The sequence below is a fragment of the Mesorhizobium sp. WSM3626 genome (assembly GCF_000513935.1).
Lineage (GTDB): Bacteria > Pseudomonadota > Alphaproteobacteria > Rhizobiales > Rhizobiaceae > Mesorhizobium > Mesorhizobium salmacidum.
In genome coordinates this window covers 248,152-271,806 of record NZ_AZUY01000002.1, presented here as the reverse complement: position 1 = coordinate 271,806, position 23,655 = coordinate 248,152, and the positions used below count along the sequence as shown (strand labels likewise).

Genomic DNA, 23,655 nt, shown 5'->3' with positions numbered 1-23,655 from the left:
GTGGTTTTGGCTTCGACCAGGCGCCGCGCGATGGTCTTGCGCATGTTGTCATGCGGAATGAGTTCGTAGGAGCCTTCCTCGAACAGCTTCAGCACCTGGTCGTCCGACATTGGCTTCACCGCCGGCGCGGCGGCTGGTGCGCCAGCCGGAGCCTTGGCGGCGGGCGCTGCCTTGGCACCACCACCGGCGATCGCGGCATCCACGTCTGCTTTCACCACCCGGCCATGCGGGCCGGTGCCGGATATGGCTGAAAGGGTGAGGCCCGCCTCGCGCGCCAGACGGCGAGCCAGCGGTGTCGCGCGTCCGCCCGACGGCGATTGGCCAATCTCCCCCCCTGTGGGGGAGATGCCCGGCAGGGCAGAGGGGGGCGTGACGGAATGAGGCGTTGGCGGGACAGCGCCCCTCTCTGTCGGCTCCGCCGACATCTCCCCCACGAGGGGGGAGATTGGCGCCTTGTCCCCATACGTCTCATTCTCCGCATAGATCCACGCAACCGGCGCGCCGACCGGAATGTCGACACCTTCCTTGCCCGTCACGTCGCGCAACACGCCACTGGCCGGTGCATCGATTTCCATCGCCGCCTTGTCGGTCTCGATCTCGAACAGCACGTCGCCCTTCTTGACGTGCGCGCCTTCCTCGGCGAACCAGCGCGAGATCTGTCCGGTTGCCATGTCCATGTCGACCTTGGGAAGAATGACTTCGGTCGGCATGTCTCAGCGAACCCCTTTCACGAGGTCGCGCGCGGCGGTGGTGATGTCGGGAACCTGCGGCACCGTGGCCTTTTCCAGCTCCGGATTGTACGGGATCGGCGTTTCCGCGCCACCCAGCCGCACGATCGGTGCATCGAGGTAGTCGAACGCATCGCTCTCGGCGATCATGGCGCTGACCTCGGCGCCGATGCCCAGCGTTTTGACTGCTTCATAGACGCACATCAGCCGCGACGTCTTCTTGACGCTATCGATGACCGTCTGCTTGTCCATCGGCCGGATGGTCCGGAGATCGACGACTTCGACGTCGATGCCTTCGGCCTCCAGCGTGGCGGCGGCGTCGAGCGCCTTCTGCACCATGATCGAGGTGGCGACGATCGTGAGGTCGCGGCCCTCGCGGCGGATATCGGCCCTGCCGATCGGTACGGTGTAATAGCCCTCCGGCACCGGCCCCTTCATCTTGTAGAGCAGCTTGTGCTCGAAGATCATCACCGGATCGGGATCGGCGACGGCAGCCAGAAGCATGCCCTTGGCATCATAGGGTGTCGCCGGCTGGATGACCTTCAGCCCCGGCACATGGCCGAGCCAGGCTTCAAGGCTCTGGCTGTGCTGCGCCGCCGCACCCGTGCCGGAGCCGGCGGGGAAGCGCATCACGACGGGCACTGAAATCTCGCCGCCCAGCATGAAGCGCATCTTCGCGGCCTGGTTGACGATCTGCTCCATGGCGAGCGTGGCGAAGTCGGAAAACTGGAATTCGAAGATCGGCCGCATGCCCGTTAGCGCGGCGCCGACAGCGACGCCCGCGCCGCCCAGTTCAGAGATCGGTGTGTCCAGCACCCGCTCAGCGCCATAGCGCTCGACCAGATCGCCGGTCACCTGGAAGGCGCCGCCGTAGACGCCGATATCCTCGCCCATCAGGAAGACGCGGTCGTCCATGTCCATGGCAATCGCCATGGCCTCCTGGATCGCCTGGGCGTAGCTCAGTTCACGCACCATCGCGTCCATCACGCCTGCTCCGTATATACGTAATTTCCGGTCTCGCTGACATCGGGCGAAGGGCTCGCCTTGGCGAACTCGATGCCGTCGGCGATCTCCCGCACCACCGCCTCGCGGATGGCCTCGATGCCCTTGTCGTCGATGAAACCGAATTCCCGCAGTTCGTTCTCGAAGAGCGTGATCGGATCGCGGTTCGACATCCAGTCCTCGATCTCTTCCTTGGTCCGGTAGCGATTGCGGTCGCTCTTGGAATGGCCGCGATGGCGATAGGTCTTGGATTCGATCAGCGTCGGCCCCTCGCCCGCACGTGCCCGCTCGACCGCCTTGTACGAAGCCTCGGCAACCTCGGAGAAGATGTTGCCGTTGACGATAACGCCCGGCATCGAATACGCGGCGGCGCGGTCGGCGATGTTCTTGACAGCGGTGGAGCGGGCCGTCGACGTCGACATGCCGTAGCCATTGTTCTCGCAGACGAAAATCACCGGCAACTTCCAGACTGCCGCCATGTTGAGCGCCTCATGGAAGGCGCCTTCATTGTTGGCGCCGTCGCCGAAGAAGGAGACCACGACCTTGCCGGTCTTCATCATCTTGGAGGAGAGCGCGGCACCGACGGCGATCGGGATGCCGCCGCCGACAATGCCGTTAGCGCCGAGATTGCCCTTGGCGACATCGGCGATGTGCATCGAACCGCCACGGCCCTTGCAGTAGCCGGTGGTCTTGCCAAAGAACTCGGCGAACATGCGCTTGACCTCGGCGCCCTTGGCGATGCAGTGGCCATGCCCGCGATGGGTAGAGGTGATCTGGTCATCCTCGCCAAGCGGCATGCATATGCCCATGGCGCTGGCCTCCTGGCCGATCGACAGATGCATGGTGCCGTGAATGAGGCCCCGCGTGTAGCTTTCCTCCGCGCCCTCTTCGAAGCGGCGGATGAGATACATCTTGTAGAGCACCTGCTTCAGTTGCTCGGCGCTGTATTGGCGATAGACGAAGGGCAGGTTGGCGCGGCTGTCCGCGACGGCTTTGCTGGCTTCGGCCATGATCAGGCCTCCACGGTTCCGTAGACGAGCTTGTCCTGGCGGGCGCGCAGTTCGGCGATCTTGGAGCCCGCTGCCGGGGCGGCATTGGCGTAGGTGATCAACTCGCCCTTCTTGATCGGCGCCGTCACCGAACCGCCCTGCAGCAGGCCGCAGGGAATGGCCCTGGCGCCATGCGCTTCCGGCGCCGTCATGATCCAGGCGCGATAGCAATATTCGCCGATCGCATCGAGCTTTTCGCCCGGCTGCATGTCTTTCTTGGCCACCGCGCAGACTTCGGCCACCGGCTTTGCCAGCGGCACCATGTCGGCCTTGCCGTAGAGCACGACGCGGGCGCAGGTCAGCGGCACTTCGAGCGACGTCAGGTGATAGGGGCGGTGGAAGGTGAAGTACGGACCCTTGCCCATCTTCAAATCTTCCATGCGTTCCGAGATGCGCGGATGCGACATGTCGGCGACGACGAAGACGCCGGGCGCGACACCCTTGCCGATCGAATAGTCGACGACGCCGACCCTGGACAACACGCCGCCGTCCTTCTGCGGCACCAGCACCTTGTTCAATTCGCCGAGCGTCGCGGCCGGGCCATGCATGCCGGCCTTGTCGGGCACCAGACCGGTGGCGTTGGCGATCGCCGCCATCTCGACCATGGTCTTGGAGCCGTCGACGAACTCGACCAGCATGCGCACATTCATGTGCCGGCGCCTGGCCTCTTCCTCATAGGCGGGCGGCGTGGCGTCGATGTTGAGCGGGTTGTTCTTGCCCTTGCCGGCGGCGACGATCGGGTGGCCCATGGCCGAAACGAATTCGATCAGCTCCATGCAGGAGGACGGCTCGTCGCCGGCGCCCAGCGAATAGGTGACGCCGAGCCGGTCGGCCTCGCTCTTGAGATAAGCGCCGATGGTGACGTCGGCCTCGACATTCATCATCACCAGATGCTTGCCATGCTCCATGGCGCGCAAACCGATCTCTGCGCCGACGGCGGGAACACCGGTCGCATCGATGACGACGTCGATAAGATCGTTGTTGATGACCAGGCTGGCGTCGTTGGTCACCGCCACCTTGCCGGCCTCCATGGCAGCCGTCATCGCCGAAGCGTTCGAAACTTCGCGCGCATGGCCGGTTTCCTGGAAGGCGATGTCCACCGCCTTGCTGGCGGCGGGCAGGTTCAGCTCGGAGATGGCACCGATCTCGATGCCCGACATATGGGCGACGCGGGTGACGATGTCGGTTCCCATCTCGCCCGACCCGATCAGACCGATGCGGATCGGCTTGCCCGATTTGCCGCGTTCCTCGAGGTCGCGGGCAAGGCCCGTCAACGAAACATTGGAAGCCATACCGCTCATTCCTCCCATAATGCAGGCCTGTTCAATTGTCTGACGGGTATTGAACATCTGTATTTCTGTCAAGACTAATGTCCAAATCCGTGTGCTTTTGCAGCACTTTCCCGGCGTCCACCGCAGGGTGGAAAAGAGGTCGGGAAAGCTGGCAAATCGCGGAATTCATCGGCCCACGCGGGCTCACGGTTGAGCGGTTGGCGTCCTGATCCTGTTGGCGGCGTTATCCGGCGACAGGAAAATCGTGGAAATGGACGATCACTCCATCGGCATCGATGAAGATGACGGCATAGGCGGGTGGCTCGTGGCCCAGTTGCCAGCTGTCCGAAAAATCGAGGGCGCTCTGATGGTTGGTGCTGCGCAGCGTGCTGACCGGTATGCCGCGCCAGCTGCCGGCGATCAGCCTGTGGACGTGGCCGGCAAAGATGTGGCCGACATTGCCGTGGCGCAGGAGAACGTCATGGAAGGTATCGGCGTCGGCGAGCTTGACATCGTCAAGCACCGGCATGTGGATCCGGAACGGCGGATGGTGCATGAAGAGGAAGACCGGCCGGTCGCGGGCTTCCTGCAACTTCTCGTCCAGCCAGCCCAACCGTGCCGGGCACAGCCTGCCCTCGACATGTCCGCTGTCCAGCGTATCGAGCAGGATCAGGCGGCCATCGCTGCCATCGAAAACGCTCTGGACGAACCCGCGCTCGGCTGGCGTTTGCGGGAACATCTCGACAAAAAGCGCCCTGTCGTCGTGGTTGCCGAGCATCAGCCGGCAAACCGGCACGAACCCCGACAGCGCCTCCCTCAATGCAGCATAGGCGGCGCGCTCGCCATCATTGGTCAGGTCGCCTGATATCACCACCAGATCGGCATCGGCATGGTTCCTGCCGATGTCCGCCAGGCAGGCCTCCAGCCGGTCGAGCGGATCGGAGCCATGGAGACGACCACCCGGCGCCATCAGATGCGGATCGGAGAGCTGGATGATTTTCATGGGCCCGCGCACTGCTTCCTGCCGGCGCCCCTGGCGTCGGCCTGAAGGCGTTATCTCTCGACCAGCTCTACTGTGCCGTCCAGCCGCCGTCCATCGGCAAGGTCGTGCCGGTGATCTGCTTGGCCGCATCCGAGCACAGGAACAGCGTCAGCGCCGCAAGCTCTTCCACTGTGACGAATTCCTTGGTCGGCTGCGCGGCCAAGAGCACGTCGTGCTTGACCTGTTCCTCGGTCATGCCGCGCGCCTTCATCGTGTCGGGGATCTGCTTCTCGACCAGCGGCGTCCAGACATAGCCGGGCGCGATCGCATTGACGGTGATGCCGTCCTGCGCGACTTCCAGCGCCACCGTCTTGGTCAGGCCCGATATGCCATGCTTGGCCGAGACATAGGCCGACTTGAACGGCGAGGCGACCAGCGCATGCGCCGAGGCCGTGTTGATGATGCGGCCCCATTTGCGGCTCTTCATGCCTGGCACCACCGCCTTGATGGCGTAGAAGGCGGCAAGCAGATTGATGCGGATGATGGCTTCCCACTTGTCGTCGGGAAACGCCTCGATCGGCGCCACATGCTGGATGCCGGCATTGTTGACTAGGATGTCCAGGCTGCCGAATGCCTCTTCGGCGTCATGGACCATGGCGGTGACGGCGGCACCATCCATCATGTTGGCATCGGAGTAGCGGCACTTGACGCCGAAATGCTTCTCGATGCCGGCGCGCTCCTGCTCGATGGCGGCGGCGTCGCCCAGGCCATTGATGGTGACGTTGGCGCCCTCGGCGGCAAACGCGCGGGCGATTGCCAAGCCGATGCCGCTGGTCGAGCCGGTAACAAGCGCACTCTTCGAAGACAGGGAACCCATGGGAGATCTCGCAAGAGGTGGGAGGAACTGATGAGAATAGTTTGTGCGACGCAACACGACAATGCCACGGCCATGTGTCGGCTCGATTACAGCTCCACGACGGCCTTTGCCAGCTCCGGGAGAAGGCGTCTTCGAGGTGACACGGCATTGTCATGGTGCCGTGCAACATATTTGCCAGCGCATTCGCGCGGGGTCATTTTCGAACCGTTGGGGGCACCTGGATGGAAATCGCCGATGTCGTGAAGCGCGCCTATGCGATGCCGCTCACCAATCCCTCCTTCCCGCCGGGTCCTTATCGTTTCTTCGACCGCGAATACGTCATCATCACCTACCGCACGACACGCGAGGCGCTCGAGGCCGTCGTGCCGGCGCCGTTGGAGATCGACGAGCCGCTGGTCAAGTACGAGTTCATCCGCATGCCGGATTCTACCGGCTTCGGCGACTACACCGAGACCGGCCAGGTCATCCCGGTACGCTACAAGGGCCAACATGGCGGCTATGTCCATTCGATGTATCTCGACGACGATGCGCCGATCGCCGGCGGGCGTGAACTGTGGGGTTTCCCGAAAAAGCTCGCCAATCCCAAGATCGTTCATGAAGGCGAGGTGATCGTCGGCACGCTGCACTATGGTAGCGTGCTCTGCGCTACCGGCACGATGGGTTACAAGCACCGTGAGGCTGATCATGACCAGGTGCTCGCTTCGCTCGCCGCCCCCAATTTCCTGATCAAGATCATCCCGCATGTCGACGGCACGCCGCGCATCTGCGAGCTGGTCCGCTACTACCTCACCGATATCACGCTGAAGGAAGCCTGGACGGCGCCGGCCGCGCTCGATCTGCGGCCTCACGTCATGGCCGACGTGGCGAAGCTGCCTGTGCTCGACATCGTGTCGGCGGTTCACTTCAAGGCCGATCTGACGCTCGGCCTGGGCGAAGTCGTGCATGATTACCTCGCTGACCACAGCCGATCCGCTGCCAGCGCAACCGAGCTGGAGAAAGTCAGTGCTTGAGCGTAACCGCAACAAGGCAGCCGCCGCCACCATCGAGGAAATCACGGCGCAGTATGACCGTATTGCGCTGGTCTTTCAGGGCGGCGGCGCGCTCGGCGCCTATCAGGCAGGGGTCTACCAGGCGCTGGCCGACGCCGGCTGCGAGCCGAGCTGGCTATCAGGCGTCTCGATCGGCGCCATCAACGCCGCGATCATCGCCGGCAATGAACCGAGCCGCCGGCTGCAACGGCTGGAACAGTTCTGGCAGACGATTTCCGGCCGCAAGATCTGGTCCTACACGCCCGAAGGTGACATCTACCGCGACATCCGCAACCAGACCTCGTCGTTGATGACGATGACGATGGGCCAGCCCGGCTTCTTCAAGCCGCGCAATCCCAATCCCTGGTTCCAGCTGTCGGGAGCGGAAGGCGCCACCAGCTTCTACGACACCGCCGAGTTGAAGGACACGCTGGAGAGCCTGATCGATTTCGACGTGCTAAACGACGGCAAGAAGCGGCTGAGCGTCGGCGCGGTCAATGTCAGGACCGGTAACTTCGTCTATTTCGACACCGAGAACGTGCGTATCGAGCCGGAGCACATCATGGCGAGCGGCGCGCTGCCGCCTGCCTTTCCCTCGATCCGCATCGAGGGCGAATATTACTGGGATGGTGGCATCGTGTCCAACACGCCGCTGCAATATCTGCTCGACCAGGAAGAGGACCGTTCCTCGCTGGTCTTCCAGGTCGATCTGTTCAGCGCCCGCGGCGTGCTTCCGCGCGGCATGGCCGACGTGCTGTCGCGCCACAAGGACATCATGTATTCGAGCCGTACGCGGCAGAACACCGACAATTTCGAGCGCATCCATGCGCTGAAGATGAAGCTGCTCGATGCGCTGAAGCGCGTGCCGCCGGAGCAGCTCAAGGACGGCGAGAAGGAGCTGATCGCCGATTATTCCAACGCCGGCGTCGTCAACATCGTCCACCTGATCTACCAGCACAAAGGCTACGAGGGCCACGCCAAGGATTACGAGTTTTCGGGCACCTCGATGCGCGAGCATTGGGAGATGGGCCTCGAGGACACCGAGCGCACGCTGCGTCACAAGAAGTGGCTGATGCTGCCGACCAATGCCGACGGCGTCACCATCCACGACCTGCATCGCGAAGATCCGACCTGAGTTTCAGGCGGGACGCCTGGCGCGGAATACTGAGCCGGGCTCAGAATCTGAGATTGGCGCCGGCTCTCAGCAAGAGCCAATAGAACAGGCCGGTCGCCCCCGCCGCGATCGACAGCGCCAGCTCGAAGCCGCCAGGTGTTTGCGTGAGCGGCAGCCCGGCGGTGTTCATGCCGAACATGCCGACGATCAGCGAGCCCGGCAAAAGCAGCGCGCTCATCACCGCCAGCGCCTTCAGGCTGCGGTTGGATTCGTCCGCGAGCTCGGCGGCGACTTCCTCCTGCAACAGCCGCGCCCGGTCGTTGACCATGACGACCTCCCGGTCGAGCCGTTCAAGACGCGTGGTGAGCCGGCGCAACGTCTCGTGTGCGCCTTCCGACAGTTTCCAGTTCGAGCGGTCCTCGTTCCGGAAAAGTGCCGCCAGCGCCGAGATCGGCCGGTGCAGGGAGACCGCGAGACGGCGCACATCCTTCAGCCTCCGCCTTTCGTCGGCAAGCCGCTCGGTCACCAGATGGTCCTCCACCTCATCGAGCCGCTTGGTGGCGGCCGCGAGCCGCAGGCTGGTGCTGCCGCAGAAGGCCAGCACGATCGCCTCGAAAAGTTGGAAGGCGGTGGCGGGTCGCAGCCCCGCGGCCAGCGCCTCGTGCACCTCCTCGACCGCTGCGAGCGAATGGCGGCGGCCGGTTACCAAGAGCCGCTCCGAAACCGCGAAGCGCAACCTGCCGATGGTGGTCGACTGACGCGCGATTCGCTGTGCAGGTCGGCGGAAATGCCGTGGACGACACCATCCTCATGCGCCAGCGCGGGGCTGTCCTCATGGCCTTCGAGGATCGCATGCGCCGAGGCCGGCAAGGCGCAGGCGTGGCTGACCCAGGAATGGGCGCGCTGGTCGACGAGATCGACATGCAGCCAGACCCAGCCTTCCGGCATTGCCAGTGCGGCATCGATATCGCGCGGAGCAAGTGCCACCGCGGGTTTGCCTGGCAAGCCGCGATAGGCCCAGACCAGCCCGGGCGCCGAATGCTGGTCGTCGACGGCAAGCAGGCCAGATGCGATGCGTCGTTCATAACTGCCGTCCGAGATTACAGCCAACATAACGTTGGAAAACGAGACGGCGCCAATTTGGCGCCGTCGGTGCTGTCGTCGCTTACGTCGCCCGCTCAGAACACCTGGCGGAAGACGATGAACAGCACAAAGGCGAGCGTGATCGAGCAAGGCAAGGTCAGCACCCAGGCGAGTAGCAGATTGCGCACCGTCGACCATTGCAGGCCCGAGCCGTTCGCCGCCATCGTGCCGGCGACGCCGGATGACAGCACATGGGTCGTCGATACCGGCAGACCCAGACGGTCGGCCATGCCGATGGTGACCATCGCGACGAGTTCGGCGGCAGCACCCTGGCCATAGGTCAGGTGGCTCTTGCCGATCTTCTCGCCGACCGTGACGACGATGCGTTTCCAGCCGACCATGGTACCGAGGCCAAGCGCCAGTGCCACCGCGACCTTCACCCAGATCGGGATGAACTTCGTCGCGTTATCGACGGCCTTGTGATAATCGGTGACCGCCTTGAGATCGGCGGCCTCCATCGGCAGCAACTTCTTCTTGTCGATCAGTTTCAGCGCCTCGCCGATCAGATAGATGTCGTTGCGGGCGTTGCTCACCAGATCTGTCGGCACGGTATCGACCGAAGCATAGGGCTGCAGCTCGGCCGTCGTGTTGTGGATATAGCTCTGCAGCGCGACGGTCGTCTTGTCGCTCCAGGTCCGGGTGCGCACGGCATCCTGCACGGCTGCCTTGGCATCCTTCGCATCGGCGACGGTGGCACCGGGCTTCACATATTTGCCCAGCGCGGTCTCCACGCTGACCGAAGCCGATTTGTAGGCTTCGAGATAGTTGATGTCAGGCGTGCGGTTCAGCGCATAAGCCGTCGGCACCACGCCGATCAGGATCAGCATGATCAGGCCCATGCCTTTTTGTCCGTCATTGGAGCCATGCGCGAAGCTGACGCCGGTGCAGGTGAAGATCAGCAGCGCGCGGATCCACCAGGGTGGCGGGGCATTGCCTTTCGGCGCCTCGTAGAGCGCCGGATTGCGGACGAGAAGCTTCATCGCGTAGAGCAGGATGGCGGCGGCGAAGAAGCCGATGATCGGCGACACCAGCAAGGTCACGCCAACATTGGTGGCCTGCGACCAGTCGACGCCGCTGGTGGCGCTGCCGGCAGGTGCCATGAACTGGTTGGCAAGGCCGACGCCGATGATCGAGCCGACCATGGTGTGCGAGCTGGACGCCGGCAGGCCGAGGAACCAGGTGCCGAGGTTCCATAGGATCGCGGCCACCAGCAGTGCGAACACCATGGCAAAGCCGGAGGAGGAGCCGACCTGCAGGATCAGCTCGACCGGCAGCAGCGACAGGATGCCGAAGGCGACCGCTCCGCTGGAGGTGAGAACGCCGAGGAAATTGAAGGCGCCCGACCACATGACGGCGAATTCCGCCGGCAGCGAGCGCGTGTAGATGACGGTCGCCACCGCATTGGCGGTGTCATGGAAACCGTTGACGAATTCGAAGCCGAGCGCGATCAGCAAGGCGATGCCGAGCAGGATCCACGGCACCGTCTTGGCCACCGCCAGGTCCTGGCTCAGCGCGTAGCCGACATAGACCACGCCAACCAGCACCAGCACACCGAAGACCGGCAGGAACCACTTCGCGCCGCCTGAACTATCCAGCGGATGATCCGGCCTCGGAATGCCCGCCTCACTAGAAACTATGTCCACCATGTCCCACTCCTTTTGCATTGCAGCAAAGAACTGGAAAAGACGCTATGTCCGGACGATGAACCCTGTGTGACGCCGGGAGAGGCTCTGCCTCGACGCACGGTCTCCTTCAAGCGGGACCGGAGCGTGTCTTCAGGATCGCCGAGAACAGCGGATCGAAGGCACGGCTGATCGGCGCCGCGGCCGCGCCAAGCGCTATCGACCAGGGATCGGTGGTGCCGAGTTGCAGGCGCGGCAAGGTCCGGCCTGGCCTGTCGGCGATCGACGGCAGCAGCGGATGCATCGCCTCGACGAGCCGGCGCGCCAGCGCTTCCGGCGCGCCGCTGGTCAGGATCACTGTTTGCGGATCGAAGATGGTTTCGATCAGATGCACGCTCCAGCGCAGGTCATGGGCCGCCCCGTCGATCCAGGCCAGGATCTTCACGTCACCCGCCGCGGCCAGCGCGCCGATCTTTTCGTAGAGGTCCTCGTCGGCTGGATCGAGACCAAGATGCTGGTAAAGCGAGGCCAGCGACGCGCGATGTTCGAGCGGTGTCGAGCCGGGACCAGCCGGCGACAGCAAGGCCATGCCGATTTCGCCTGCATTGCCATGACCACCGCTGTACAGCTCGCCGTTCAGGATCAGTCCGGCGCCGATGCCATAGCCGACATAGACACACACCGCGTGGTCGACGCCATGCGCGGCACCCACGATGCGCTCGGCCGTCGCGCAGGCCGCGGCATCGTTCTGCAGGCCGACATTCAGTCCAGTGCCTTTGGCCAGCGTGTCCAGCAGCGGAAACTTCTGCCAGGCCGGCATCATCCATTTGTCGTCCGAATTCTTCAGGCCGAACGGGCCGGGCATGGCGACGCCAAGACCGACGAGACGTTTTTCCGACTGCGACGAGATGCCGGACAGCTCGCGCCGGACGCCATCGATCAGGTCCAGGATCACCTCGACGCCCCTTGACGGCTCATCGAAAGGCAGGTTCGCCTCGGCGCGCGTCAGCACGCTGCCCATCAGATCGACCGCGACCGCCCGCGTCAGGTGACGGTCGATCTGCAGGCCGATGGCGAAAGCGCCTTCAGGAACCAGCCTGTAGGGGGTCGACGGCTGGCCCCGGCCCTTGCGCACCGCCTTGAGCGCGACGACCAGACCATCGCTTTCCAGGTCCTCGATGATGTTGGAGACCGCCTGCTTGGTGAGCTGCGTCGCTCGCGCGAGGTCGGCCCGCGACAGCGCGCCATTGAGACGCAGCGCCTCGATCATGACGCGGCGATTGTGCGCGCTTGTGCCCTCCTGGTTGGTGCCGCTCTTGGCGCGGATCTGGCTGATGTCGTCCATCGGCGTTTCCCCTCTTGACTCCATTAGGATATTGATCGACTAATTAAGTCAAGCGAATTGACTTAATGCAAACCGAGCGTCCAAAAACAAGATGGCCAAGGCCTCCGCCTGTCGCCACTGGTCAGCCGGGTAACCATCAGGTCACGCGACACGGATCCGGGAAGACGATGCCAATTGCCTGGCAGCGCCGGCCCGTCAACGCTGCAATGGGAGAAGAAAATGCTTAGGACGATCACCAAGACACTGGTCGGCGCGGTTTTTGCCGGAGGACTGCTCGTCCCCCACGCCTTCGCCGAGACGACGCTCAACGCGCTCTTCATGGCGCAGGCCGCCTACAGCGAGGCCGACGTGCGCGCCATGACGGATGCCTTCACCAAGGCCAATCCCGACGTCAAGATCAATCTCGAATTCGTTCCCTATGAGGGCCTGCACGACAAGACCGTGCTCGCTCAAGGGTCGGGCGGCGGCTACGATGTCGTCCTATTCGATGTCATCTGGCCGGCCGAATACGCCACCAACAAGGTGTTGGTCGATGTGTCTTCGAAGATCACCGACGACATGAAGAAGGGCGTGCTGCCCGGCGCCTGGACCACCGTCCAGTATGACGGCAAGTACTACGGCATGCCATGGATCCTCGACACCAAATACCTGTTCTACAACAAGGACATCCTGGAAAAGGCCGGCATCAAGACCCCGCCGAAGACCTGGGAAGAGCTTGGCGCACAGGCCAAGATCATCCAGGACAAGGGTCTGCTGAAGACACCGATCGCGTGGAGCTGGTCGCAGGCCGAAGCCGCGATCTGCGATTACACCACACTGGTCAGCGCCTATGGCGGCGACTTCCTCAAGGACGGCAAGCCGGACTTCCAGAATGGCGGCGGCCTGCTGGCGCTGAAGTACATGGTCGACAGCTACAAGTCGGGTCTCACCAATCCCAATTCCAAGGAATTCCTGGAAGAGGACGTTCGCAAGGTCTTCGAAAATGGCGATGCCGCCTTCGCGCTGAACTGGACCTACATGTACAATATGGCCAACGACCCGAAGGACTCGAAGGTAGCCGGCAAGGTCGGCGTCGTGCCGGCGCCGGGCGTTGCCGGCACCAGCGAAGTGTCGGCCGTCAACGGCTCGATGGGTCTCGGCGTCACCGCGGTCTCCAAGCATCCGGACGAGGCCTGGAAGTACATCACCTTCATGACCTCGCAGGCAACGCAGAACCAGTACGCCAAACTCTCGCTGCCGATCTGGGGCTCGTCCTATGACGACCCGGCCGTCACCAAGGGCCAGGAGGAACTGATCGCCGCCGCCAAGCTTGGCCTGGCCGCCATGTATCCGCGCCCGACCACGCCGAAGTACCAGGAGTTGTCGACCGCCCTGCAGCAGGCAATCCAGGAATCGCTGCTCGGCACGGCCTCGCCGGAAGATGCCCTGAAGACCGCCGCGCAGAACAGCGGCCTCTGATTTCCACCCATTGCGGGCGGCCTTGTGCCGCCCGTGCTATTTCTGAAATCGTGTTGAATTGAGAGAGGCTGCTCCGATGTCGAGCACCTGGATGACAACCCGCGCCTGGCTGCTGATGCTGCCGCTGCTCGTGGTCATGGTCGCCGTCATCGGCTGGCCGCTGGTCGATACGGTCGGGCTCTCCTTTACCGATGCCAGGCTAGTCGGCACGGCCGGCAGTTTCGTCGGTGTCGACAATTACACCAGCATGCTGTCGAGCTCGAATTTCTCGCGTACGCTGATCACCACGACATTGTTCGCGGTCATTTCGGTCGTCGCCGAAATGGTGATCGGCGTCCTCGCCGCCCTTCTCCTCAACCAGGAATTTCGCGGCCGCGCCATCCTGCGCGCCCTCATGATCCTGCCGTGGGCGCTGCCGACCGTGGTCAACGCCACGCTGTGGCGGCTGATCTACAATCCCGAATATGGCGCGCTCAACGCCGCGCTGACGCAACTGCATCTCATCGACGCCTATCGGTCCTGGCTCGGCGAGCCGGGCACGGCGCTGGCTGCCCTCATCGTCGCCGATTGCTGGAAGAACTTTCCGCTGGTGGCGCTGATCGCGCTCGCCGCCCTGCAGGCGGTACCACGCGACATCACCGCGGCCTCGCTCGTCGACGGCGCGGGACCGTTCAATCGCTTCCGTTTCGTCATCCTGCCCTATCTCGCAGGCCCGCTGATGGTGGCGCTGGTGCTGCGCACCATCGAGGCTTTCAAGGTCTTCGACATCATCTGGGTGATGACCCGCGGCGGGCCGGCAAACACCACGCGAACACTCTCGATCCTCGTCTACCAGGAAGCGTTCTCCTTCCAGCGTGCCGGCTCGGGCGCGTCGCTGGCGCTGATCGTCACCTTGCTCGTCACGCTGCTCGCCGTCGCCTATGCGGCCTTGGTGAGGAAGACCGCAGGGAGTGCCGCCTGATGGAACGCAAGAGCCCCGCTTTCACCATCTTCATCTATGCCTGCGCGCTGCTGCTCGCCGCGATCATCCTTGCGCCCCTCGCCTGGCTGTTCATCATGAGCATTTCGCCGGCCGCCGATCTTGCCGCCAAGCCGCTGCGCTGGTGGCCGCAGGCAGCCGATTTCTCCCGCTACCAGCTATTGCTGTCGACGGCTGAAAACAGCGCCGGCGGCGCCTTCACCTCTTCGCTGCGCAACAGTCTCGAGATCGCCGGCATGGCGACGCTGGCGGCACTCGCCTTGGCCATTCCCGCCGGCTGGGCGGTGTCGCGCACGCCCGCGATCGGCTGGTCGCTGTCGATGGTCATCGCCACCTACATGCTGCCGCCGGTGGCGCTGGCCGTGCCGCTCTATATGGGCCTGTCGCATCTCGGCCTGCTCAACAATGTCTTCGGCCTGGCTTTGGTATATCTCACCATCCTGGCGCCCTTCACCACCTGGCTGATGAAATCCGGTTTCGATTCCATCCCGCGTGAGATCGAGGCGGCGGCGATGATCGACGGCGCCGGCCTGTTCCAGACACTGCGCATCATCACGTTGCCGCTGGCGGCACCGGTGATGGCGACATCGGCGCTGTTCGCCGTGCTGCTGGCCTGGGACGAATTTTTCTATGCGCTGCTGTTCACCTCAGACCAGCGCGCCAAGACCTTGACCGTCGCCATCGCCGATTTGGCCGGCGGCCGTGTTTCCGACTACGGATTGATCGCCACGGCCGGCGTGCTGGCCGCCCTACCGCCGGTGCTGATCGGCCTTGTCATGCAGCGGGCGCTGATCTCGGGCCTGACCAGCGGCGGTGTGAAAGGATGACCATGACTGCAACAGGAATTCGGCCGGCCGGACTGGTCGCCATCGATCGCGAAATGCAGCGCCAGCATGCGGATGCGCGCGCTTCATTCGAACAAAACACCGCCATGGCGCTAAAGGTCGCCGCCTCGATCAGCAAGACCGGACGCCTGCTCCTGCTTGGCATGGGCGGCTCGCATGCGGTGGGCCGTGCCGTCGAGCCGCTCTATCGCGCGCTTGGCATCGATGCGCTGGCGCTGCCGCTGTCCGAACAGCTCGGCCAGCCATTGCCGCTCGCAGGCCGCACAGTGATCGTGACCTCGCAATCCGGCGAGAGCGCCGAGGTCGTCAGATGGTTTTCGCAGGCCGGCGGCAGCTCGGATATTTTCGGCCTGACGCTCGAAGGCGGTTCATTTCTCGCCCGCACAGCGCCTTGCCTGGTCGGCGCCGGTGGCACTGAGCTGGCTTTCGCCGCGACCCGCAGCCTGACCGTGACCCTGGCCCTGCATCTGGCCATCCTGGCTGCTCTGGGTGAGGATCCCGCCGCCGCGCTTGCTGTGCTCGAGGCTCCGCAGGATTGCGTCATCGCCCCCGCACTTGTCGCGCTTGGCAAGGTGGACACGATCGTCACCTCCGGTCGCCGCCTGCAAGGCGTGGCCGAAGCCCTGGCGCTTGGGCTCACCGAACTGTCGCGGCTCCCCTGCTTTTCGCTGGAAGGCGGCCAGTTGCGGCACGGGCCGATGGAGATGCTCGGCCCCCAGATCGGCGTCGTCCTGTTTCGTGGTGACGACCCGACGTCGGACCTTGTCACCGCCATGGCCCTTTCGGTGGTAGAGGCCGGCGCGCCGCTGGTCATCTTCGACGCGTCCGGGCAACCGCCTGTCGCCGGCGCCGTCACGCTCTCGTTCAGATCAGCATCGGGGATGGCCGCTGTCTTCGCCATGCTGCCGGTGGCGCAGCGCCTGATGATCGCCTTCGCCGACAGCCGCGTCGACAATGCCGGCACGCCCGTGCGCACCACCAAGATCACCAGGAGCGAGTGATGCGTCCGCTGGCGGTGATCGGTAACGTCAATGTCGACCTGATTGTCGGCCCGATCGCGCCATGGCCGAAGGCGGGAACCGAGACCGTCGTCGACCATGACGAATTGCGGGTCGGCGGCCAGGCCGGCAACACCGGGCTTGCCTGGCAAGCGCTGGGCGTCGATTTCGCGATTGCCGCCAATGTCGGTGACGACCAGTTCGGCCGCTGGCTTCGCGAAGCGTTTGGATTTCGCGCCGAGAAATGGGTGGTCCGTCCCGAAGGTACGACCTTGTCGGTCGGCATGACCCATCCCGATGGCGAACGAACTTTCTTGACCACGCGCGGCCACCTGCCCCGCTTCAGCCTCGGTGATGTCTTGTCCGTTCTCGACGGCGGCGCGCTTTCCGGCGGCTATGCATTGCTCTCCGGCTCCTTCCTGACCGAGGACCTCACGCGCGACTATGAAGCTTTCTTCGACTGGACCGACAGCCACGGCATATCAGTGGCGCTCGACACTGGCTGGCCGATCGATGGCTGGACCGAGGCCAATTGCGCCGCGACAAGGGTGTGGCTCTCGCGCTGCGCGCTGGCGTTGTTCAACGAAGTCGAGACGGTGACCCTAGCGGGATTGCCAGGTCCTGAGGAAGCGGCGCGTGAAATCCGGTCCAGCATGAGGCAAGGTGCGACCTTTGTGGTCAAGCGCGGGCCGCATGGCGCCATCGCCATCGGCCCGGACAATACGCTTGTCGAAGCCGTCGCGCCCGATGTCCGTGTCGTCGACACGATCGGGGCCGGCGACGTCTTCAATGCCGCCTTCCTGGCCGCATTGGCACAGGAACAGCCGCTGTCCGCCTGCCTCCGCGCCGCGACGCATGTCGCCTCGCGCGCCATTTCCACCTTGCCCCGCAACTATGGCGGGCCGATGCAGTTCGAGGGTCCCATGCATGAGCGCGCTTGAAATCCGCGACATCCGCAAGAGCTATGGCAGTGTCGAAACGCTGAAAAGCATCGACATCGCGCTGCAGAGCGGTGAATTCCTGGTGCTGCTCGGCTCGTCCGGCTGCGGAAAATCGACGCTTCTCAACATCATCGCGGGACTGGCCGAAGCCACGAGCGGCGACGTACTGATCGGCGGCCGCTCGATACTCGGCGTACACCCCAAGAACCGCGACATAGCCATGGTTTTCCAGTCCTATGCGCTCTATCCGAACCTGACCGTGCGCCGCAACATCGGCTTCGGACTGGAGATGCGCGGCGTCGCGGCCGACGAGCGTGACAGGGCGGTGAACGAAGCGGCAAGGCTGCTGCAGATCGAAGCTCTGCTCGACCGCAAGCCGAGCCAGCTGTCCGGCGGCCAACGCCAGCGCGTCGCCATCGGCCGGGCGCTGGTACGCAAGCCGCAGGTCTTCCTCTTCGACGAGCCGTTGTCCAACCTCGACGCCAAGCTGCGCCTGGAAATGCGCACCGAGTTGAAGCGCCTGCACCAGATGCTGCAGACCACCGTCGTCTATGTCACCCACGACCAGATCGAGGCGATGACGCTGGCCAGCCGCATCGCTGTCATGCGCGACGGCAGGATCGAGCAGCTCGGCACCCCGGAAGAAATCTACAACGACCCGGCAACACTCTATGTCGCCGGCTTCGTCGGCGCGCCGTCGATGAATACGCTTCAGGCCACCATTACCGACGGCAGGCTGGCCATTGCCGGGTCCGATGTACGGATCCCTTTGCCCGCACGCTATGCGAATGCGGCTCGTGAGGGCGCACAAATGGTCGTCGGCATCAGGCCGGAAGCGCTTCGTGTGGCGACCGGGGCCGCCACGGACCTGTCATTGCCGGTGGAGATCGAGGTGGTCGAACTGACTGGCCCTGAACTGGTCACCACGGCCCGGATCGGCGCGCAGCGGCTGACGGCTTGCTTGCCGCCGCGAGCCCAGCTCGCCAAGGGCGAAAAGCGCAACCTCACCTTCGACGAGGCCGCGCTTCGCTTGTTCGACCCCTCGACAGGCAAGGCCTTGCCGGCGATTTGAAATCACAGCGTCGTCCTGCACCCGCGCAGGCAGGCCTATTTGGCGATCTCGAGAAGTGACGATACCAAGAGTTGGCGCTCGTCCTTCGACAGCACGTCGGAATCGAACAGGTTCATGCTGCGCAGTCCTTCGATGGCGAGATAGCAGACCAGCAGCGATTTGAGGTCCGGCGCCTCGCCCTTCAGGCGCTCGAAAAGCTGCCGCTTGAATGTCTTTATCGGCATCATGAAATCGGGATCCTCGGCGATCGCCGAAAAAATCCAGGATGCCGACGGCTGCTTTTCCTCGCAATCCTCGGCTGACAGTCTGATATAGACGGCGAGGGGATTTTTGCCGTTGTCGTTGCTGTTCGCGGTTTCCAGCGCTTGCTCGAAATCGCGCAGATAGTCTTCGACGAGGCCCTGCATCAATTTGGCCTTGGTCGGGAAATTGTAGAGCAGCCCACCCTTCGATACGCCGGCGCGGCTGGCGACGGCATCGAGCGACAGGCTACCGGGCCCGGATTCCCGGGCAACATCAGCCGCCGCGGCGAGAATCTTCTCGCGCGAGTTCGGTCTTTGGGCTCTCATGGTGCCTCCCATCGCAAGCTTAGGCCCAATTGACAAGACCGTCCAGACGGTACAGTAAGACCGCCACCATTTGAAATCGGGACCCACAGTCGGTATGTGTCCCGATATCCGTGCTTCGCGCCGGATTTTCGACTGAGGGGACTTTCTTGTTCAAGCGCATACTCCGTGTCTTTATCATTATTGTGGTTCTTGCCGTGCTCGTCATTGTGGTCGGCGGCATCGTCGGCTTCAACTTCCTGCGCGACAACGGCATCAAGCAGTATTTCGCCACCATGAAGCCGCCGGCGGCGACCGTGTCGACGACCATCGTCAAGCCGTCGAGCTGGACGCCGGGCGTCGAGGCGATCGGTACGGTGCGGGCCGTGCGCGGTGTCGACCTGACGGTCGAGACCGCTGGCATCGTCAAGCAAATCCCTTTCCATGCCAACCAGAAGGTGGCGGCCAATGCGGTGCTGCTGCAACTCGACGACGCCGTCGAGCGCGCCGATCTTGATGCGCAGAAGGCGCAGGCGGCGCTCGATCAGACCACGCTGACCCGCGCCATCGAACTGACAAAGCGTGGTGTCGGCTCCGACTCGACGCTGGACACCGCGCGTGCGGCGGCCTCCGCTTCGGCATCCCAGGTCACCAGGCTGCAGGCCGTGCTCGACCAGAAGCAGCTTACCGCGCCTTTCAACGGCACCGTCGGCATCCCGAAGATCGATCTCGGCCAGTACCTGTCACCTGGCACCTCGGTGGTGACGCTCCAGGATCTCGACACGATGCGGGTCGACTTTTCAGTGCCCGAACAGCAACTCCCGCTGCTCAAGATCGGCCAGACCGTTCGGCTCGGCCTTGGTGGCGACGACAAGCCATTTGCCGGCGCCATTCGGGGCATCGACCCCAAGATCGACCCCTCCAGCCGGCTGGTGAACATCCGGGCGGAAGTCGCCAATCCCGAAGGGAAGTTGACCCCAGGCCAGTTCGTGCAGGTGCGCGTCGAACTGCCCGCGGAGCAGAACGTGCTCTCCCTGCCGCAGACGGCGCTGACCACCAGCCTCTATGGCGACTACATATTCGTGGTGCAACCGGCGAAACCCGCCGGGGCGCCCCCGGCGCAGCCAGCCAAGCCGGGCGAAAAGCCAGCCGCTGCGGCCACCGACAAGCAGGCGGACGCCAAGCCTGCGGACGCAATGAAGCCGGCGGCCGATGCCACCAAGCCGGCGGACGCCAAGCCAGCGGACAAGGCCGCTTCCGATGCCGCCAAGCCAGCAGCGGCCGATCCGGCCAAGCCGGCGGCCGAAGGTGAGAAGCCCACGCTGGTGCTGTCGCAGGTCTTCGTCAAGCCCGGCCGCCGCAATCAAGGCATGGTCGAGATCGTCGAAGGGCTCAAGGCCGGCGACGAGGTCGTCACCGCGGGTCAGAACCGCCTCTTCAACGGCATGACCGTCAACGTCGACAACACCATCGACCCGACCAAATCGGCAAACAAGCAGGCCGACCAGCAATGAGCTTTTCCGATCTCTTCATCCGCCGGCCGGTCCTTTCGACCGTCCTTGCCTGCATGATCCTGCTGCTCGGTTTCCAGGGCATCTTCAACCTGTCTATCCGGCAGTATCCGAAGGTCGACGAAACCGCGATCACCATCACGACGGCCTATCCGGGCGCCAGCGCCGACCTGATCCAGGGCTTCATTTCAGCCCCGATCGCGCGCGCCGTCGCCTCGACCGAGAACATCGACTACGTCACCTCGTCCAGCCGGCCGTCCTCCAGCACCGTGACGGTGCAGATGAAGCTCGGTTCCAATCCCGACGTGGCGCTGACCGAAGTGCTGTCCAAGGTCCAGGGCGTGCGCGGCACCTTGCCGGACGCCTCCAAGGACCCGGTCATCGTCAAGGGTACGGGTCAGCAGTTCGCGATGATGTACATCTCGATGCAGAATCCGAACATGACCAAGGAGCAGCTGACGGAGTATATCGAGCGCGTCATCAGGCCCCGCATGTCGACGGTCGAAGGCGTCGCTGACGTGCAGATCTTCGGCGCCCAGGAATATTCGATGCGCGTCTGGATCGACCCGGTGAGGCTTGCAGCGCGCGGCGTGACGGCGGCCGAAGTGCTGACGGCGATCAACAATTCCAACTTCCTGTCGGCGCCCGGCAACACCCAGAACGAATATGTCGTCTCGTCGATCACCGTGCGCTCGACGCTGCAGACACCGCAGGCCTTCGCCGAGTTGCCATTGCGCTCGACCGACGGCAATGTCGTGCGCCTGCGCGACGTGGCCCGTGTTGAACTCGGCGCCGAGAACACCGACACCAGGGTCTCCTTCAACGGCAAGCCCGGGACCTTCCTCGCCATCTTCCCGACCCCGGCAGCCAATCCGCTGACCACCGCGGCAGCCCTCACCAAGCTCGTCCCGCAGATCCAGGAGACGCTGCCCAAAGGCATGACGATCGAGGTCGTCTACGACGCGACCGGGCAGATCAGCGCCTCGATCGAAGAAGTGTTCAAGACCATCGGCGAGGCGGTCGCCATCGTCGTCGTCGTCATCCTCCTGTTCCTCGGTTCGTTCCGCTCGGTGATGATGCCGATCATCACCATTCCGCTGTCGCTGATCGGCGTCTGCTTCCTTTTGTTCGCGGTGGGCTATTCGATCAACCTTCTGTCGCTGCTGGCCATGGTGCTGGCGATCGGGCTTGTCGTCGACGACGCCATCGTGGTGGTGGAAAACATCCATCGCCACATGGAAGAAGACCACATGCCGCCCATGCAGGCGGCCTTCAGCGGCATGCGCGAGATCGCGTCGGCCATCGTCGCCATGACGATGACGCTGGCCGCCGTGTTCGCGCCGCTGGCCTTCACCGGCGGCCTGACCGGCGCCCTGTTCCGCGAATTCGCGGTGACGCTCGCCGGATCGGTGGTGCTGTCTGGCGTCATTGCCATCACCATCACGCCGATGATGTCGGCGCGTCTCCTGAAGCCCGGCAATGCCGGCCGTTTCCAGCGTATCGTCGACGGCACCTTCTCGCGCGTCGAGCACGTCTATGAGCGCGCCGTCACCGGCTCTTTGAACTATCGTCCGCTGACGCTGCTCATCGTGCTGGCGCTTGTCGGCGTGACCGGCTTCATGTTCACCAAGACCTCGACGGAACTGGCGCCGGAAGAAGACCAGGGCTTCCTGCTCTCGCTGGTGACGGGGCCGCGCTATGCGACCTCCGATTACACCGAGACCTACGTCAACCAGATCCTGGGCCTGGTCAAGGATATTCCCGAAACCCGGGCGCAGTTCTCGGCCGTCGCGTTCGGCGGCACGACCAACAGCGCCTTCGTCGGTTTTGCCTTCAAGGATTGGGCGGAGCGGAAGCGCAATTCGAAGGAGCTGCAGGCCGACATCACGGCTCGTATCGCCAAGGTGGCGGGTGTCCAGGCGTTTGTCTTCGCACCGCCGACGCTGCCGGGCTCCGGCGGCGGCTTGCCGATATCCATGGTGGTGCGCTCGACCGGGGATTCCGCTCAGGTCTTCGAGGAAGCCGAGAAGATCAAGAACAAGGCGCAGGCGTCGGGCCGCTTCATCGTCGTGCAGAATTCGATGGCCTATGACGCACCGCAGGTGACGGTGACCATCGACCGCGACCGCGCGGCCGCGCTCAACCTGCCGATCGCCGATATCGGCCGGACGCTGACGCTGCTGGTCGGCGGCGCGGAAGTGGCGCAGTTCGACCGCGACTCCAACAGCTATGACATCATCCCCCAGGTGCCGCAGGAATTCCGCGACAACCCCGAAAAGCTCGGCGAGTACTTCGTGCGCAGTGTGACGGGCGAGATGGTGCCGCTATCAGCCGTGGTGAAGATTTCGAACAATGCGTCGCCAGCGGCAATCGAGCAGTTCAACCAGCTGAATTCATCGACGATCTCGGCGCTGCCGCTGCCCGGCGTCACCACCGGCGACGGTTTGAAAGTCCTCGAGGACATTGCCAGGGAGAGCCTGCCCGACACCTTCTTCATCGACTATTCCGGCCAATCCCGGCAGGAGAAGGAACAGGGCAACACGATCCTGATCGCTTTCGGCGCGGCCGTCATCGTCATCTACCTGGTGCTGGCGGCGCAGTTTGAAAGCTTCCGCGATCCGCTGATCATCATGATGGCGGTGCCACTGTCGATCTTCGGCGCGATCGTGCCGCTCAATCTGGGCCTCGGCACGCTCAACATCTATACGCAGGTCGGCCTGATCACGCTGATCGGCCTGATCACCAAGCACGGCATCCTGCTGGTCGAATTCGCCAACCAGCAGCGCGAACTGCATGGCATGAGGCGGCGTGACGCCATCATCGCCTCGGCCAAGGTGCGCCTGCGGCCGATCCTGATGACGACGGCCGCGATGGCGCTGGGCGTGGTGCCGCTGATCGTTTCCAGCGGTGCCGGCGCCGCGGCCCGCTATTCGATGGGCCTGGTCATCTTCACCGGCATCCTGGTCGGCACCATGTTCACGCTGTTCGTCGTGCCTATGTTCTACACCTTCATCGCCAGCAAGGACCTGCCGCATCTGGCGGAAAAGCCGGATCCAAAGCTGATGCCGGCGCTGCCGAGCTGAGGCACAAGGCGCAAGAAACAAAAAGAGGCCGGGATTTCTCCGGCCTCTTTTTTTGGCGGTCG

At 63.9% G+C, this 23,655-nt stretch carries 21 protein-coding genes; 10 read left to right on the top strand and 11 right to left on the bottom strand.

Annotated elements, in window-relative coordinates; translation table 11 throughout:
* The 6 genes from M653_RS0103045 to M653_RS0103020 all read right to left on the bottom strand — a co-directional run.
* Positions 1 to 710 (bottom strand): biotin/lipoyl-containing protein (locus M653_RS0103045; RefSeq protein ID WP_027141962.1); only part of this gene is annotated, 710 nt, incomplete at its 3' end.
* Between the two features lie 3 nt (positions 711 to 713).
* Positions 714 to 1,712: an alpha-ketoacid dehydrogenase subunit beta gene (locus M653_RS0103040; RefSeq protein ID WP_027141961.1), complete on the bottom strand. Its 999-nt coding sequence runs from the start codon at positions 1,710 to 1,712 to the stop codon at positions 714 to 716.
* Positions 1,712 to 2,740, bottom strand: coding sequence for a thiamine pyrophosphate-dependent dehydrogenase E1 component subunit alpha (locus M653_RS0103035; protein ID WP_027141960.1), 1,029 nt, complete (start codon positions 2,738 to 2,740; stop codon positions 1,712 to 1,714). The genes M653_RS0103040 and M653_RS0103035 overlap by 1 nt, the downstream gene beginning before the upstream one ends.
* 2 nt (positions 2,741 to 2,742) lie before the next feature.
* Positions 2,743 to 4,071: an NAD(P)H-dependent oxidoreductase gene (locus M653_RS0103030; RefSeq protein ID WP_027141959.1), complete on the bottom strand. Its 1,329-nt coding sequence runs from the start codon at positions 4,069 to 4,071 to the stop codon at positions 2,743 to 2,745.
* Positions 4,072 to 4,294: 223 nt separating this feature from the next.
* Positions 4,295 to 5,053, bottom strand: coding sequence for a phosphodiesterase (locus M653_RS0103025; protein ID WP_027141958.1), 759 nt, complete (start codon positions 5,051 to 5,053; stop codon positions 4,295 to 4,297).
* Positions 5,054 to 5,120: 67 nt separating this feature from the next.
* Complete coding sequence (locus tag M653_RS0103020; protein ID WP_027141957.1) at positions 5,121 to 5,909, bottom strand: 3-hydroxybutyrate dehydrogenase; 789 nt, start codon at positions 5,907 to 5,909, stop codon at positions 5,121 to 5,123.
* Between the two features lie 221 nt (positions 5,910 to 6,130).
* Between M653_RS0103020 and M653_RS0103015 the strand changes: the two genes are divergently transcribed.
* Both M653_RS0103015 and M653_RS0103010 read left to right on the top strand, forming a co-directional pair.
* Positions 6,131 to 6,919: an acetoacetate decarboxylase gene (locus M653_RS0103015; protein ID WP_032934945.1), complete on the top strand. Its 789-nt coding sequence runs from the start codon at positions 6,131 to 6,133 to the stop codon at positions 6,917 to 6,919.
* Entirely contained in the window at positions 6,912 to 8,072 is a 1,161-nt protein-coding gene (locus tag M653_RS0103010) for a patatin-like phospholipase family protein (protein WP_027141955.1), read from the top strand. Before M653_RS0103015 ends, M653_RS0103010 begins: the two co-directional genes overlap by 8 nt.
* Before the next feature lie 40 nt (positions 8,073 to 8,112).
* On the opposite strand, the gene M653_RS0103005 is transcribed toward M653_RS0103010, so the two are convergent.
* The 4 genes from M653_RS0103005 to M653_RS0102990 form a co-directional block, all read right to left on the bottom strand.
* A complete protein-coding gene (locus tag M653_RS0103005; RefSeq protein ID WP_198028686.1) occupies positions 8,113 to 8,760 on the bottom strand; it encodes a CorA family divalent cation transporter in 648 nt (215 codons plus the stop codon).
* Entirely contained in the window at positions 8,754 to 9,161 is a 408-nt protein-coding gene (locus M653_RS0103000; RefSeq protein ID WP_156938143.1) for a hypothetical protein, read from the bottom strand. The genes M653_RS0103005 and M653_RS0103000 overlap by 7 nt, the downstream gene beginning before the upstream one ends.
* 68 nt (positions 9,162 to 9,229) lie before the next feature.
* Positions 9,230 to 10,840 carry an inorganic phosphate transporter gene (locus M653_RS0102995; RefSeq protein ID WP_027141952.1) on the bottom strand — a complete coding sequence of 537 codons (1,611 nt, stop codon included), beginning with the start codon at positions 10,838 to 10,840 and terminating at the stop codon, positions 9,230 to 9,232.
* A 106-nt stretch (positions 10,841 to 10,946) separates the two neighbouring features.
* Positions 10,947 to 12,161 (bottom strand): ROK family transcriptional regulator, encoded by a 1,215-nt coding sequence (locus tag M653_RS0102990; protein ID WP_027141951.1) that lies wholly within the window; start codon positions 12,159 to 12,161, stop codon positions 10,947 to 10,949.
* A 219-nt stretch (positions 12,162 to 12,380) separates the two neighbouring features.
* On the opposite strand from M653_RS0102990, the gene M653_RS0102985 reads away from it, so the two are divergent.
* From M653_RS0102985 to ugpC, 6 genes are all read left to right on the top strand, one after another.
* Positions 12,381 to 13,619, top strand: a complete 1,239-nt coding sequence (locus M653_RS0102985; protein ID WP_027141950.1) for an extracellular solute-binding protein — start codon at positions 12,381 to 12,383, stop codon at positions 13,617 to 13,619.
* A 76-nt stretch (positions 13,620 to 13,695) separates the two neighbouring features.
* Positions 13,696 to 14,580, top strand: a complete 885-nt coding sequence (locus tag M653_RS0102980) for a sugar ABC transporter permease (RefSeq protein ID WP_027141949.1) — start codon at positions 13,696 to 13,698, stop codon at positions 14,578 to 14,580.
* Positions 14,580 to 15,425 carry a carbohydrate ABC transporter permease gene (locus M653_RS0102975; RefSeq protein WP_027141948.1) on the top strand — a complete coding sequence of 282 codons (846 nt, stop codon included), beginning with the start codon at positions 14,580 to 14,582 and terminating at the stop codon, positions 15,423 to 15,425. The genes M653_RS0102980 and M653_RS0102975 overlap by 1 nt, the downstream gene beginning before the upstream one ends.
* The gene (locus tag M653_RS0102970; RefSeq protein ID WP_027141947.1) at positions 15,422 to 16,444 is read left to right on the top strand and encodes an SIS domain-containing protein; all 1,023 of its coding nucleotides are present in this window, start codon (positions 15,422 to 15,424) and stop codon (positions 16,442 to 16,444) included. The genes M653_RS0102975 and M653_RS0102970 overlap by 4 nt, the downstream gene beginning before the upstream one ends.
* Positions 16,444 to 17,382, top strand: coding sequence for a PfkB family carbohydrate kinase (locus M653_RS0102965; RefSeq protein WP_027141946.1), 939 nt, complete (start codon positions 16,444 to 16,446; stop codon positions 17,380 to 17,382). The genes M653_RS0102970 and M653_RS0102965 overlap by 1 nt, the downstream gene beginning before the upstream one ends.
* A complete protein-coding gene (ugpC, locus tag M653_RS0102960) occupies positions 17,369 to 18,454 on the top strand; it encodes a sn-glycerol-3-phosphate ABC transporter ATP-binding protein UgpC (RefSeq protein ID WP_027141945.1) in 1,086 nt (361 codons plus the stop codon). Before M653_RS0102965 ends, ugpC begins: the two co-directional genes overlap by 14 nt.
* Positions 18,455 to 18,489: 35 nt before the next feature.
* On the opposite strand, the gene M653_RS0102955 is transcribed toward ugpC, so the two are convergent.
* Entirely contained in the window at positions 18,490 to 19,023 is a 534-nt protein-coding gene (locus tag M653_RS0102955) for a TetR/AcrR family transcriptional regulator (RefSeq protein ID WP_027141944.1), read from the bottom strand.
* Between the two features lie 146 nt (positions 19,024 to 19,169).
* On the opposite strand from M653_RS0102955, the gene M653_RS0102950 reads away from it, so the two are divergent.
* Together M653_RS0102950 and M653_RS0102945 are read left to right on the top strand one after the other, a co-directional pair.
* Entirely contained in the window at positions 19,170 to 20,513 is a 1,344-nt protein-coding gene (locus M653_RS0102950; RefSeq protein ID WP_027141943.1) for an efflux RND transporter periplasmic adaptor subunit, read from the top strand.
* A complete protein-coding gene (locus M653_RS0102945; RefSeq protein ID WP_027141942.1) occupies positions 20,510 to 23,593 on the top strand; it encodes an efflux RND transporter permease subunit in 3,084 nt (1,027 codons plus the stop codon). The genes M653_RS0102950 and M653_RS0102945 overlap by 4 nt, the downstream gene beginning before the upstream one ends.
* The last annotated feature ends 62 nt before the right edge of the window (positions 23,594 to 23,655 follow it).

What these genes read in the sequence shown, in the direction of transcription:
- M653_RS0103040 (WP_027141961.1), bottom strand. Translation starts at nt 1,712, where the DNA reads ATGGACGCGATGGTGCGTGAACTGAGCTACGCCCAGGCGATCCAGGAG.
- M653_RS0103035 (WP_027141960.1), bottom strand. Translation starts at nt 2,740, where the DNA reads ATGGCCGAAGCCAGCAAAGCCGTCGCGGACAGCCGCGCCAACCTGCCC.
- M653_RS0103030 (WP_027141959.1), bottom strand. Translation starts at nt 4,071, where the DNA reads ATGGCTTCCAATGTTTCGTTGACGGGCCTTGCCCGCGACCTCGAGGAA.
- M653_RS0103025 (WP_027141958.1), bottom strand. Translation starts at nt 5,053, where the DNA reads ATGAAAATCATCCAGCTCTCCGATCCGCATCTGATGGCGCCGGGTGGT.
- M653_RS0103020 (WP_027141957.1), bottom strand. Translation starts at nt 5,909, where the DNA reads ATGGGTTCCCTGTCTTCGAAGAGTGCGCTTGTTACCGGCTCGACCAGC.
- M653_RS0103015 (WP_032934945.1), top strand. Translation starts at nt 6,131, where the DNA reads ATGGAAATCGCCGATGTCGTGAAGCGCGCCTATGCGATGCCGCTCACC.
- M653_RS0102995 (WP_027141952.1), bottom strand. Translation starts at nt 10,840, where the DNA reads ATGGTGGACATAGTTTCTAGTGAGGCGGGCATTCCGAGGCCGGATCAT.
- M653_RS0102990 (WP_027141951.1), bottom strand. Translation starts at nt 12,161, where the DNA reads ATGGACGACATCAGCCAGATCCGCGCCAAGAGCGGCACCAACCAGGAG.
- M653_RS0102985 (WP_027141950.1), top strand. Translation starts at nt 12,381, where the DNA reads ATGCTTAGGACGATCACCAAGACACTGGTCGGCGCGGTTTTTGCCGGA.
- M653_RS0102980 (WP_027141949.1), top strand. Translation starts at nt 13,696, where the DNA reads ATGTCGAGCACCTGGATGACAACCCGCGCCTGGCTGCTGATGCTGCCG.
- M653_RS0102975 (WP_027141948.1), top strand. Translation starts at nt 14,580, where the DNA reads ATGGAACGCAAGAGCCCCGCTTTCACCATCTTCATCTATGCCTGCGCG.
- M653_RS0102970 (WP_027141947.1), top strand. Translation starts at nt 15,422, where the DNA reads ATGACCATGACTGCAACAGGAATTCGGCCGGCCGGACTGGTCGCCATC.
- M653_RS0102965 (WP_027141946.1), top strand. Translation starts at nt 16,444, where the DNA reads ATGCGTCCGCTGGCGGTGATCGGTAACGTCAATGTCGACCTGATTGTC.
- ugpC (WP_027141945.1), top strand. Translation starts at nt 17,369, where the DNA reads ATGAGCGCGCTTGAAATCCGCGACATCCGCAAGAGCTATGGCAGTGTC.
- M653_RS0102955 (WP_027141944.1), bottom strand. Translation starts at nt 19,023, where the DNA reads ATGAGAGCCCAAAGACCGAACTCGCGCGAGAAGATTCTCGCCGCGGCG.
- M653_RS0102945 (WP_027141942.1), top strand. Translation starts at nt 20,510, where the DNA reads ATGAGCTTTTCCGATCTCTTCATCCGCCGGCCGGTCCTTTCGACCGTC.